The sequence below is a fragment of the Enterobacter sp. LU1 genome (assembly GCF_008271405.2).
Taxonomy (GTDB): domain Bacteria; phylum Pseudomonadota; class Gammaproteobacteria; order Enterobacterales; family Enterobacteriaceae; genus Enterobacter; species Enterobacter hormaechei_C.
This window is the reverse complement of record NZ_CP043438.2, coordinates 4,526,193-4,539,067: the sequence shown is the minus strand read 5'-3', so window position 1 is coordinate 4,539,067 and position 12,875 is coordinate 4,526,193. Positions and strand designations below refer to the sequence as shown.

Sequence of the window (12,875 nt, the reverse complement as noted above, 5' to 3'; positions counted from 1 at the left end):
CAAACATGGAGTAGTTATGTTAAACGGTTCCTGTAAAAAGGGAATGCTCGTGTTTTGCCTTAGCGTGCTGGCATTTAATATTCGGGCTGAGATTTCCTCTAATGCGAATGAATCTCTGGAACTGGCGCGAGCCATATTTGACAGCGATGCTTTAAAAAATAACGGGCTTGATCCGGCCATTGCGGATTACTATTCCCTCACTCCCCGTTTTACCCCTGGCTACCATAATGTGACGGTTAATATTAATGGTAAGCAGCGCAATATTATGCCCGTGAAATTTGATGAGGAAGGAACGCCCTGTATTGATAAAGCGTTTCTGGAAAACGCGGGCCTGATTAAACAGACGAAAAGAGGCACCTGCCCGAAGATTTATCAATACTGGTCCGGATCAACGATTCAGACTTCGCCGGATATTGATGAAATATCGGTTGTTGTACCGCCTGAAGCGATCGACCCTGATTATGGCCGACAGTTCGCCGAGGTGCGTGGCGGACGTGCAGCCATGCTGAATTACTCCATGTTTGGCACCCATAATCACTATGATGATGAGAACGCTGACCGTTTCCAGTCGACCTTTGAAATGGGCTTTAATGCCGGAGACTGGATTGTGCGCAGCACGCAGTTCATTAGCGACGGCAGCGATCAGGATTTTGAGGTCGACTCCCTCTACACCTATGCCCAGCGTACCTTTACCGATTATGGCGTGATGGTGCAGGGTGGCCAGATTAACATCGCCAACAGCCGCTTCAGTATTCCGGGAATTTACGGGGTCCAGATGATGCCGGATACCGCACTCACTCCTCAGGTGGGGACGGGCGTCGAAGTCAGCGGTATTGCCCGTAATCCGCAGGCGCGCGTCGATATCCGCCAGGGCGGACAGCTCATTTACTCAACGCTGGTTCCTGCCGGTCCGTTCAACCTGGATGACGTGCCGCTGGCGAACCTCAACACCGACCTGAACGTAACGGTCACCGAGACTGACGGCAGCGAAAACCGGTTTACCGTTTCGGCGAGCACATTCCGCAGCAACCACGTGGGCCGCGCCCCGGGCTTTACGCTGGCTATGGGCCGCGTTGAAGACATGGACTCACGCTTTGAAAATCCGTGGGTGGTGTCCGCCAACAACGGCTGGTCTGTCAATAAGCGTGTCAATTTTCTGGCCGGTATGGTGATGGCGGATAACCACTATTATGGCTTCTCCGGCAACCTCGATACCATACCGATGCAGAACCTGTATGCCTCGTTGGGTTTTCTGGCGTCAATAGACAACCAGACGCAAACCGACGGCAACAAAACGACGCTGGATCTGGGTTACTCCCTGCCGTGGGGCATTGGGCTTTCGCTGGGCGGTAGCTATGGCACACCGGACTATCGCGAGATGGCGGAACTTTACGGCGAGGATGACGATATGTCGCAAACCAAATACGACACCAGCGTCGGTATCAACTGGTCGAGTACCACGCTGGGCCGCTTTTCCCTCAGCTATTATCGCAACGAGAGCTGGAACAGCGACTATGACAGTCGCCGGTTTATCTCGTCGTGGTCACAGACTTTTAAATACTTCAACGTGAGCGTGAACTGGGAGTCGGATGTCAGCCGGCACGACAGCAGCGACAACGATCAGTTTTACGTAAACGTGTCGATCCCGCTGGGACGCTCAGGCGTGACAACCAGCTCCTGGTATCGCGAGAGCGAAGGTAAGCGTTCTTACGGCACGCGGGCAATGGGCTCGCTCAACGCTGAGAACCAGTACACGGTGGGGGCCACTCAGGACCAGGAAGAGAACACCACCAGCTGGGACAGCTCGCTGAACAGTAATCTGCATTACACCAACCTGGCGCTGGCGGCAGGAGGAGATAACGACAGCAATACCAACTACTCAGCAGCATTAAGCGGCGGGATTGTCGCCCACAGCGACGGGGTGACCTTCTCGCCTTACCGCGTGACCGATACGTACGCCATTGCCAGACTGGATAAACCGGTGGCTGGCATCGAGATAGGTACCCCGCGCGGCGCGGTATGGACCGATAAATGGGGCCAGGCGATTATTCCTGCGCTGTCGCCGTTCCGTGAAAGCACGATTGAGATCAACACGGAAAGCCTGCCAGGCAATCTGGACGTAAGAAATGGCAGAACAGCGATCAAAGCGTCTCACGGCGCTGTGGCGAAGTGGGAGTTTGCGACGTTAAGCCAGCGCCGCGTGCTGCTCAGTATACGCCGTGCGGACGGTACGCCGCTGCCGGAAGGTGTCTCGATTGTGGACGCGGCAGGGGAGTATGTGACGAGTGCGCCAGAAGACGGCGTGATCTTCCTGAACGATATCTCTGCCAGCCAGCAGCTGTATGCGAAGCTGGATGAAGGGCGTTGCAGGCTGACGTACACCCTGCCGGAGGCAGAACCGAATAAATTCTATGAAGAGGTGACAGGGAAATGTCTCTGAATAACGTTCGTCAATACGCGCTGATGCTTATGCTGCTCTGCGGCGCAGCGGGACTTTCGGGAATGGCGCAGGCCGATGACGGCGCCTGTGAAATGATGTCGGCGGTGAAGAAAGTCGATTACGGGCGCTACCGTAAAGAGGATATGCGGCAAACGTCCGCTGAACATATTGGCAAAGTGTACAACGGTTATGCTTCTGTGATGCGTGAAGTTCAGGTTTCGGTGCTGTGTCCGGATGTGCGCAAAATGCGCATCTCCGTAGACGGGATTGCCCGACAGAACCTGGCGTATCGTTTTACGGACAGCGGCGCGATGAAAATCGAATTCAAAGATGGGCGGGTGGACGGGAACCCCGTGCAGCTGGCCGCGGTCGATATTGGCGCGGTAGCCGTTCAGGGAGGCGCTTCTCAGGTGACGCTGAAGCCGGAAAAAGCGCTGGCGGCGGTAAACGGTACAGAAGTGGCGGGCGAGCAGTTTGTCGCCACTATGATGATCACGACCTATCTTTCTGACAAGGCGTTTAGCGTTACTAACACCACGGATTTTGAAGAAACGCTGACGCTTAACGTCGATACGCTTCCTGCGCGCTAATCGTTCTGTCCCTGCTCTTCTGTGCAGGGACAGTTCCTTTCTTCAGCGCAATAACGCAATAAATGTCTCGTAACTGTCCACACTGTCGATCTGCTGCGGCGAATGACTGCTTAACATGCCGGCCAGAAAACTAAATACTTTCTGCTCCTGCCGATTTTCCACGCTGGCACAGGCGATAAGGGCGTGCTTCACGAGTTCGCTGTTCACGTGAAGCGTGCGTTCCAGCATAATAAAATATCCGCGAAATGGCCCCGCGGCCTCGCTCCAGCAGTGGGGGATCGCCACGTGGTTGACGATCAGATTCTCGCCCTCCCGTTCGCGCTGACTAATGCGTAGCGCTTCATCTTCGGTAATTAACTGCCTTTCACAGAGACGCGCGGTAATGGCGGCGATGACCTCATCCCAGCTCTCGCAGGTGCGGTTCGCGTAGTAAAAAGATCCCTCTGGCGGGAAAAAGCGTTCAGGTTGCTGGCGAATAAACGCCGAGGCCAGGAAATCCTTAATCTGATCGATACCCGCCGCGGTAATGATGTTGCGTATAACCAGTACGTTACGTAGGCCTTCATCCAGCAGAAAGTGGCTGTTATTCACAATCAGCGCCGGATGGTTTTCGTCTGCCAGGGCCACAAGTTCATCGGGCGTGAAGGCGACAACGACCCGGCAGTTCATCACCTCTCGCTCAATGGCCATTTTATTGATGGTCGCAATGGCGTTTTGATCGGCAAGCAGAAAGATGGGCGTCCATGCGCTGTGGTGTCGCTCCAGTGCACAGGCGAAATAGAGTCCCGGCAGATCGCTGTCGATAAGCGGGATGTCGATCTCCATGCGCAACTGGTTGATGAATTTTACGCTCATATCAAACGCGGCAGGCCACGCGGCCTTAAGGTTATTCATGGAGCCGGGTCGGCTTTCCGGCAGCCAGTTTGGCATCGCCACGCAACGTTTCAGGTGGGCGGTCAGGTCATCTTTCAGCTGAGCGTCGATCACCTGCGGCTGCCCTGCGGCGGACAGCCTCGCCAGCTGGCCGGCGACATACTCTGATGTGATACCATTGGCGTGTTGCTGTAGCCGATTGAGCGTGCTGGCGATGACGTTAATCACCGTCGGACTGAGCCAGATCCCCGTCCGCTCGCAGCAGTCGCGAAGCGCGTCAGATTCGGCGACGTCGGCGTAAACCGGAAGCTGCTGGCGCAGGGCGTATCCGGCCAGAACCATGCTGGCCCGATAATCTGCCTGAATATCCGGCCACGCCGTCAGGCTCTGACAGTGCGCGTGCAGCATGGATAAGGTTGCCGGGGCAATCCCCGCCAGCGGAAACGCCAGCGGATCCTTTTTGAACAGGTTAGCCAGCAGGATCAGGCGCTTATCCGGGTCGACATCAATGAAGTACCCGGCGCCGGGACGGCTGGCGAGCGGGAATGCGCGCGCATAGCGCTGCCGCAGGCGCGGCAGACGCTCAGCAATCCAGGCATCGGGAAGGTTTAGCGCATCCGCCAGCTGCGCGCGGGACATCACCGGGCGGATCAGCAGCAGCGCCAGCAGCCGGTCATCATTATCATGGCGCTGTAACAGCCGGAAATACTGTTTTCTGTCGGCAATCTCAAGCTGGTACAGGGCACTGCCCGTCGCCCTGATCCGCGCCGTGCCGCTGAGGGTGAAATTGATGTAGTCGATATCACGCAGGATGGTGCGGGCAGAAACGCCGGTATGCTGGGCCAGGCCGCTGAGTGCCGCAGGCTGCGACTCCAGCGCATCGAGTAAAGCAAACTGACGTTCGTTGAGCATGGCGGGTCCTTAGCGAAAATCCGTTAGCGCGGCGACCTGCGTTTCATCAAGCGACATCAGCAGTTCATGCACTATGTTCAGCGCCGCGTCATAATCCTTTTGGGAGATCATACTGTTGTTGGCGTGCAAATACCGTGTCGGCAGACAAAGCGCCACCACGGGCCGCCCGCCGCCCATCACGTTATACCGTCCGCCGTCGGTTGCGCCGGTTTTCATGGTGCTGAACTGTAACGGCGCGCCTTGTTTTTCTGCGCTTTGCCTGAGCAGGGCCACCAGCTTTTGACTGGCAAAATAGCGTTTGTCGAACAGCATCACGCCGGGGCCGTCGCCCAGGTTTAGCGGATATCTAATGGCGTCGATGCCCGGTACGTCGCCTGCGACGGCGGTATCCAGCACAATCACCACGTCAGGCTTAATGCACTCGGCGGAGGTTTGCGCCCCGCGTAAGCCCACCTCTTCCTCGACGCTGCCCACGCCGTACAGGGTGATATTCGGGTTGTTCACCGTCAGCAGCAGCTCGGCCATTAAGGCGCAGCCCACGCGGTTATCCAGCGCTTTGGCGACAATTTTGTCCTCGCCCCAACGGGCAAAGTTCGCTTCCGGGCAGACGAAATCCCCCATTGCAATCCCGTATTTTTCCACCTCTTCGCGGCTGTTCGCGCCTATATCGATAAACATCTCATCAAATGTCATCGGCTGCTGCTTTTGCTTTTCGCTCAGCGCATGGGGCGCGACTGAGCCAATCACCCCCGAAATATTTGCGCCGCTGCGGGTGCGGATTGTCACGCGATGGTTGAGCATCGACTGGCTCCACCAGCCGCCGATGGTGTCGAAGCGGATAAATCCCGCCCCGGTGATATGGGTGACCATAAAGCCCACTTCATCCATATGCCCGACAATCGCCACCTTCGGCCCGCGCGTGCCCTTGCGGGCGATAACGCTGCCCAGGCCGTCAAAGGTGATCTCATCCGCATGGCCTTCAAGGGTGTCGATCAAAATATCCCGCGCTTCCTGTTCGTCGCCGCTGACCGCGCTGGCATCGCAAAGGGATTTCAGTAAATCAATGTTCATTTGCCTTCTCCATACGGGCAGCTTTGCGCTTCAGCCACCCGCTTTTCAGAACGATAATCAACGCAATGTTCAGCGCCAGGCCGATGGCCAGCACCAGATAAAACGAGCCAGCTGGTGACATCAGGCCAATCAGCGGATCGAACACGCCAAGACCGGGTGCCAGGCGTTGAATACCAAACGAGATAGTGAGCATGCCCGCGATCCCTCCGCTCAGGGTATTTGCGGTCAGCATGGGTAGGGGGGCCGCCAGCGCATAAGGGATGGCAGGTTCGGTGGCGACGGTCGCGCCCACCACAATGGCGCTGCTGGCGGCCGCTTTTTCCTGTTCGGTAAACAGCTTCGGCGCCAGATAAGTGGCGATACCTGCGGCAACGGGTGGCATCAGCGCTACCACGCCGACGATGGCGTACCAGTCGTAGATATGTTTTTCCAGCAGCGAGAAGCAGAAGAACCACGCGGTTTTATTGACCGGACCGCCCATATCGAACGCCAGCATCGCGCCCACCAGGAAGGCCGCGCCGAGCTTCATCGACGGTGGAATGGTGTTGAGGAAATGCAGCAGGCCGCCCATCAGATCGGACATTAGCGGCCCGACAACGTACCAGGTCAATACGCCAAACACCAGCAGCGTCACGAACGGGATCAGCATCGAGCCCAGCAGCGGCTGCAACGCTTTCCCAAGCTTCAGCTTGCGAAACCACAGCACGAAGTAACCTATTGCAAGTCCCAGCACCACCGCGCCAAGAAATCCCGCGCCGGACTGCGTGCCCAGCAGCCCTTTATCGTTCGCCAGATAGCAGACCAGGAACGCTGGAGCAAAAGCGGGTTTGTCGGCAATCGACGAGGCGATGTACGCCCCCATAATCGGGATCATAAAGGTGAAGCCCAGGTAACCGATCGATTCGACAACCCAGCTAAACGATGGTGCGCCTTTCGACATATCGCTATAAGGCAAACCGAACTGCACCAGCATATTGGCGAGCGCTACCAGAATCCCCCCGCCGATAACGAACGGCAGCGCGGCAGAAACGCCCGCCATCAGATGACTCATTACGCTGCCCTGCTGCACATCCTGTTTTCCCAGCTTCACGCTGCTATCGGCGGCGAAAAGCTGCGACTGCGTGTGTAAGTTATCAAATATGGCCTCTATGTTTTTCAGCGCCTGGGATATGGGGAGCTGATAAACCTGTTTACCGGCAAAGCGCGCGCGATCGTCGGCGCTTAGTCCGCGCCCGGTCGCCAGAATCACGTAGTCTGCGGCGCGGATAGCCTCGTTGCTCAGATGGTTTTCCACTCCGCTGGCGCCCTGCGTTTCAACCTGAATGCTATGCCCCAGCTCGCGGGCCTTTCGCTCCAGCGCTTCGGCGACCATATAGGTGTGCGCGATACCCGCCGGGCAGTTGGTGATGGCCACTAACCGTAACGACGTTCCCATTGTTTGCTCCTTATTCGCTCAGCGTCTGGTTGAGCAGCGTGAGGATCTGCTCCTGACCGCCCTGTTTGAGTTGTGAGATAAATTCGGGGTGAATAATCTTCCGGCACAGGGTGCCAATCAGCTTCACCTGCGCCTCTTCTCCCTGCTGCGGCACGCCAAGGCAGATCCAGCAGGTTGCTGCTTCGCCGTCGCTGGCCTGCCAGTCCACGCCGCAGGCTTGACGGGCGAACAACACAAACGGTTGTGTGACCACGTGACTTTTACCGTGCGGCACGGCGACCCCGTTGCCGAAGCCGGTGGAGTGCAGTTTTTCGCGTAAAAGTAGCGTTTGTAAAAATGCGGCGCGGTCGGTCACAAAGCCGTTTTGCCAGGCCATCTCCGCCAGCTGTTTCAGGATGGAATAGGGGCTGTTGCCCTGAATGTTGAGATCGATACAAGCGGTCGTCAGGTGCGCCATCGCTTCACTCCGTTGAGAATTGCGTAACCTGATTCTACGGGTGAGGCGATATAAGGCTGAGCATGAAAATGTCAGCGGGGTATGACAAGACGACGGTGAGGAAGAGATGATTATTGTGGACGAGGCCACATTCCTGAAGGGACTGATTTTCCTGACGAATATATCATCGCCAGGAAAGGAAAGTTTTTAATGTAATCCCGCCAGACGCAGCAGCGCCGTCACCACCGCCGCCGCGACGATCACCACAATTAACGGCATTTTGCGCCAGGCCAGAAACACCGCGAACCCCACCCCCAGTACGCGCGCCATCCCGGCAAAATGGTCCCCTTCATAAAACGTTGTTGCCAGCGCGACGGAGAACAACAAAACGGTTGCCGCGTCTGAAAGCAGCGCCTGCGACCGTTCAGAAAGCGCCAGCCGGCTACCGAGTTTCGCCCCGCCGAGACGCATCAGATAGGTTCCGGCAGAAAGAATGGCGATGCCGAGAATAAAGACCGTCATATTTTCCATTATTTTTTCCTCGCGGCAAGGCCGAGCAAAGAGAGCAGCACCGGCAGGCCAACCGGCGCAAACGGTACGGCGGCCAGCGACAACACTGCGCCGCTACATGCGCGGATCAGCGTGGTACGGTTTTTAAATGCCGGCACCACTAACGCCAGCAGGATCGCCGGGAACACCGCGTCCAGCCCGATGGTTTCCGGATCTGGCAGCAGCTTGCCGACCATCGCGCCCAGCACCGCCCCCAGCGGCCAGATGATTGCCACGCCCAGGCCGCACAGCCAGTAGGCCGCTTTACGCTGCTCGGCGGTTTTTTGCGACAGGCCGAACACCACACTTTCATCATTCATGATATGACAGCCCAGAAAGCTCAGGCCGCGCTTGCCCACCAGTTCACGCACCGTAACGCCGAACGGCACATGGCGCGCGTTAACCAGTAAACCGGCCGCTGCCGCTGCCAGCGGATTGCCGCCGCTCGCCACGATGCCGATAAACATAAACTCGGATGCGCCTGCCAGCACCGTGAGGGAGAGGACAAACGGCACCCACAGCGGGAAACCGTAGGCCATCGCCAGTGAGCCATAAGACATGCCGACCACGCCCACCGCGAGGCAGACCAGGACGATCGCTTTTATCGTGTCGCCTTTCAGGCAAGAGAGGTGATTCTTCATACCATTTTAGCCATATCGAACGTATTTCCATTATAATGAACGCATCAGAAACGTTTTACAAGACGAACGATTCGTTCGTTATAGAGAGAAAGAGGCCGTTATTATGACGCAGCCAATCAGCGTGATCGCCAAAAGCCTGGTGCGAGAACGCTTGCGAACCGGGCTCTCACTGGCGGAAATTGCCCGCCGTGCCGGGATCGCCAAATCCACGCTTTCTCAACTGGAGTCTGGCAACGGCAATCCTAGCCTGGAAACGCTGTGGTCGCTTTGCGTGGCGCTGGATATTCCGTTTGCCCGGTTACTGGAGCCGCAGCAACCCGTCACGCAGGTGATCCGCCGCGGCGAGGGCACAAAAGTCGTCGCCGGGCAGGCGAACTACGAGGCGATTTTGCTCGCGGCGTGTCCGCCTGGCGCGCGTCGTGATATCTATCTGCTGCTGACTCAGCCGGGGGCAGACCGTATTTCCCAGCCCCATCCGCCTGGGTCGGTTGAGCATATTATCGTGACCCAGGGGCGGGCGGTGGTCGGTCTGATCGACGCGGCGGAAGAGCTCGGCCCGGGAGATTACATTTGCTACCCCGCTGACCAGCCGCATATCTTTAAGGCGCTGGAGCCAGATACGCACGCGCTGCTGGTGGCGGAACAAAACTAACAAAGATACGGAAAATCATGTCGCTTAAAGCCATTGCCAAAGAACTGGGGCTGTCTGTTACCACCGTCAGCCGCGCCCTCAACGGGTATGACGACGTTTCTGCTGAGACGCGCGCCCGCGTGGAAGCGGAGGCCCAGCGCCGTGGCTACCGACCAAATACCTTTGCCCGTCGCCTGAAGATGGGCAAAATCGACGCCGTCGGGCTGGTGTTTCCGGTGCATCCTGTTCCGCTCAATAACAGCGTTTTTATGGACATGGTCGGCGAAATTAGCCACGAACTGGCGCGACATGAGATTGACCTGCTGCTCATCGCTGACGACGATCTGGCGGACAAACACAGCTATATGCGCATGGTGCAGAGCCGACGCGTGGATGCGCTGATTGTGGCGCATACGCTGGATCACGATCCGCGTCTTGAGCAGCTACAGGCCGCCGGGTTCCCGTTCCTGGCGCTCGGCCGCAGCCAGCTCCCGCAGCCGTACGCGTGGTTCGATTTCGACAACTATGCCGGCACATATCAGGCCACCCGCTGGCTGATCGAGAAAGGCCATCAGCGCATTGCGCTGCTGGGCGAAAGCAACAACCAGGCATTCATCACCCAGCGCCGCCAGGGCTACCTAGACGCGCTGCGGGAAGCCGGACTTTCCAGCGAATGGCTGCGTGCCATGCCCCCTTCGCGTCGCGTGGGGTATGCCACCACGCAAGAACTTCTCTCCCTGCCGCAGCCGCCCACGGCCATCATTACCGACTGCAACACCCACGGCGACGGCGCAGCGATGGCCCTGGCGCAGATGGGGCGCTTAACCGGTGAAAATGCCGTTTCGCTGGTGGTCTATGACGGCTTACCGCAGGACAGCATTGTCGATATCGACGTCGCGGCGGTGATCCAGTCTACCCGTCAGGGTGTCGGGAAACAGATTGCCGATATGGTGCGCCAGCTGATTAATGGCGACGACATTGACACCCTTCAGGTGCTCTGGCAGCCAGAATTCTCCCCAGGCCAGACGGCCTGATTACACCAAAAATTCCAAACCCGATCACAGATCCGAAACGTTTTGGTTTGTATCCGAAACGTTTCGGATCAACACTCAGGACATCCCGATGACAGGAGATGTCTGATGCAAGATTCCATTTTTCGACTTGAAAGCAATACGGTTGACGTGGTGGTAAAAACCCACCCGTTCGCCGAAATTCTCTACTGGGGGCCACACCTTCAGCACTTTTCGCCGCAGGATGTGCTGAGTATTGCGCGCCCGGTTGCTAATGGCAGGCTGGACGTCGACTCCCCCGTCACGCTGATGGCAGAGCTGGGGCATGGGCTGTTTGGCTCGCCGGGCATCGAGGGGCACCGCCAGGGGCTGGACGGATCGCCGGTATTTAAAACCACGCAGGTGCAGCAGGCGTTAAACGCCCTGACAATCACTGCTGAAGACGAGCATGCAGGCCTGCGTCTGACCAGTGAAATAACGCTGGATGCCAGCGGCGTACTGGTGGTGCGTCATGGGTTAACCAACCTGAAAACGCAGGCGTGGCAGGTGGATCGCTTTGCCGTGACGCTGCCGGTGGCCGAACGCGCGCAGGAGGTGATGGCCTTCCACGGTCGCTGGATCAGGGAGTTTCAGCCGCACCGCGTGATGCTTGAACATGACAGCTTTGTGATTGAAAACCGTCGGGGTAAAACCTCCCATGAACATTTCCCGGCGCTGATTTCAGGTACGCCGTCATTCAGTGAAATGCACGGCAACGTCTGGGGTATACATCTGGGCTGGAGTGGTAACCACCGCTTGCGCGCAGAGGCGAAAACCGATGGCCGCCGCTATATGCAGGCCGAAGCGCTCTACCTGCCGGGTGAAATGGCGATTGAAGAGGGGGAAACGCTCTGGACGCCGCGCCTGTATGCCAGTCACTCCCCGCACGGGCTGAACGGCATGAGCCAGCAGTTCCACCGCTACCTGCGCGACAATGTTATCCGCTTCCCGGAAGATAAACCGCGCCCGGTGCACCTCAACACCTGGGAGGGGATCTACTTCAACCACGATCCGGACTACATCATGCGCATGGCCGACGAGGCCGCTGCGCTGGGCGTGGAGCGCTTTATTATCGACGACGGCTGGTTTAAAGGCCGCAACGACGACCACGCCGCGCTGGGCGACTGGTATCTGGACAAGAAAAAATACCCGAACGGCCTAAAGCCGGTAATCGATCACGTTAAACAGCTCAGCATGGAGTTTGGTATCTGGGTTGAGCCGGAGATGATTAACCCCGATTCCGATCTGTATCGCGCGCACCCTGACTGGGTGCTGGCGCTGCCGGGCTACGCCCAGGCGACCGGGCGACACCAGCTGGTCCTCAATCTCAATATTCCGCAGGCCTTTGAATATCTGGTCGAACGCATGAGCTGGCTGCTGGGCGAACACGCGGTCGACTACGTGAAATGGGATATGAACCGCGAGCTGGTGCAGCCAGGGCACAAGGGCAAAGCCGCCGCCGACGCCCAGACGCGCCAGTTTTACCGCCTGCTGGACGTGCTGGGCGAGCGCTTCCCGCACATTGAGTTTGAATCCTGCTCGTCCGGCGGCGGGCGAATCGATTATGAAGTGCTGACCCGCTGCCACCGCTTCTGGGCGTCCGACAACAACGACGCGCTGGAGCGCAACACTATCCAGCGCGGCATGAGCTACTTCTTCCCGCCGGAGGTGATGGGCGCGCATATCGGTCACCATAAATGTCACGCCACCTTCCGCCAGCACAGCATTCAGTTCCGCGGGCTAACAGCGCTGTTTGGTCACATGGGGCTGGAGCTGGATCCGCTCACCGTCGATGCGCAGGAGCGTGAAGGCTATCGCCATTACGCCGCGCTGCACAAGCGGTGGCGAGAGGTCATTCATCACGGCACCCAGTGGCGCGTGGATATGCCGGACGCCACCACCCTGGCGCAGGGTATAGTGAGCGAAGATAAGACGCAGGGGCTGTTTTTGGTCAGCCAGCTCGCGATGCCGGATTACACCCTGATGATGCCGCTGCGCATGCCGGGGTTAGACGCCAGCGCGCTGTACCGCATCACGCTGCTCGATCACCCGAACATCCAGATTACGGGCGAGGGCGGGCACACCATGCGTAAGCTGCCGGCGTGGATGAACGCGCCGCAAACGGTAAGCGGTGAGTGGCTGATGCAGGCGGGTATTGCACTGCCGATTCTGGATCCGGAAACCGCCATTCTGATTGGTGTGGAACGCGTGTAAGGGTGACGGGCCGGGCAACCGGCCCTCCGTTGAG

The 12,875-nt window shown here is 57.9% G+C and carries 11 protein-coding genes; 5 read left to right on the top strand and 6 right to left on the bottom strand.

The features are described 5' to 3' along the window. The first annotated feature begins 16 nt into the window (after nt 1-16). The gene (locus FZF21_RS21675; protein WP_149121141.1) at nt 17-2,440 is read left to right on the top strand and encodes a fimbrial biogenesis usher protein; all 2,424 of its coding nucleotides are present in this window, start codon (nt 17-19) and stop codon (nt 2,438-2,440) included. Next, nucleotides 2,431-3,030: a hypothetical protein gene (locus FZF21_RS21670; RefSeq protein ID WP_017382680.1), complete on the top strand. Its 600-nt coding sequence runs from the start codon at nt 2,431-2,433 to the stop codon at nt 3,028-3,030. The genes FZF21_RS21675 and FZF21_RS21670 overlap by 10 nt, the downstream gene beginning before the upstream one ends. A 42-nt stretch (nt 3,031-3,072) precedes the next feature. Here FZF21_RS21670 and FZF21_RS21665 read toward each other — a convergent pair whose 3' ends face one another. The 6 genes from FZF21_RS21665 to FZF21_RS21640 form a co-directional block, all read right to left on the bottom strand. Beyond that, the gene (locus tag FZF21_RS21665) at nt 3,073-4,815 is read right to left on the bottom strand and encodes a putative frv operon regulatory protein (protein ID WP_149121142.1); all 1,743 of its coding nucleotides are present in this window, start codon (nt 4,813-4,815) and stop codon (nt 3,073-3,075) included. 9 nt (nt 4,816-4,824) lie between these two features. Further along, nucleotides 4,825-5,886, bottom strand: coding sequence for an aminopeptidase (locus tag FZF21_RS21660; RefSeq protein ID WP_149121143.1), 1,062 nt, complete (start codon nt 5,884-5,886; stop codon nt 4,825-4,827). Then, nucleotides 5,876-7,321, bottom strand: a complete 1,446-nt coding sequence (locus FZF21_RS21655) for a PTS fructose-like transporter subunit IIBC (protein WP_149121144.1) — start codon at nt 7,319-7,321, stop codon at nt 5,876-5,878. Before FZF21_RS21655 ends, FZF21_RS21660 begins: the two co-directional genes overlap by 11 nt. 10 nt (nt 7,322-7,331) lie before the next feature. Then, entirely contained in the window at nt 7,332-7,778 is a 447-nt protein-coding gene (locus FZF21_RS21650) for a PTS fructose transporter subunit IIA (protein WP_045348667.1), read from the bottom strand. 186 nt (nt 7,779-7,964) lie between these two features. Beyond that, nucleotides 7,965-8,288 carry an AzlD domain-containing protein gene (locus FZF21_RS21645; RefSeq protein ID WP_017382685.1) on the bottom strand — a complete coding sequence of 108 codons (324 nt, stop codon included), beginning with the start codon at nt 8,286-8,288 and terminating at the stop codon, nt 7,965-7,967. Beyond that, nucleotides 8,288-8,947, bottom strand: a complete 660-nt coding sequence (locus FZF21_RS21640) for an AzlC family ABC transporter permease (protein WP_015569922.1) — start codon at nt 8,945-8,947, stop codon at nt 8,288-8,290. The genes FZF21_RS21645 and FZF21_RS21640 overlap by 1 nt, the downstream gene beginning before the upstream one ends. Nucleotides 8,948-9,050: 103 nt before the next feature. Between FZF21_RS21640 and FZF21_RS21635 the strand changes: the two genes are divergently transcribed. The 3 genes from FZF21_RS21635 (at nt 9,051) to FZF21_RS21625 (ending at nt 12,841) form a co-directional block, all read left to right on the top strand. Continuing rightward, nucleotides 9,051-9,599: an XRE family transcriptional regulator gene (locus tag FZF21_RS21635; protein WP_032649886.1), complete on the top strand. Its 549-nt coding sequence runs from the start codon at nt 9,051-9,053 to the stop codon at nt 9,597-9,599. A 17-nt stretch (nt 9,600-9,616) separates the two neighbouring features. Next, entirely contained in the window at nt 9,617-10,612 is a 996-nt protein-coding gene (locus FZF21_RS21630) for a LacI family DNA-binding transcriptional regulator (protein ID WP_003861974.1), read from the top strand. A gap of 105 nt (nt 10,613-10,717) precedes the next feature. Then, nucleotides 10,718-12,841, top strand: a complete 2,124-nt coding sequence (locus FZF21_RS21625) for an alpha-galactosidase (RefSeq protein ID WP_149121145.1) — start codon at nt 10,718-10,720, stop codon at nt 12,839-12,841. Nucleotides 12,842-12,875: the final 34 nt, after the last annotated feature.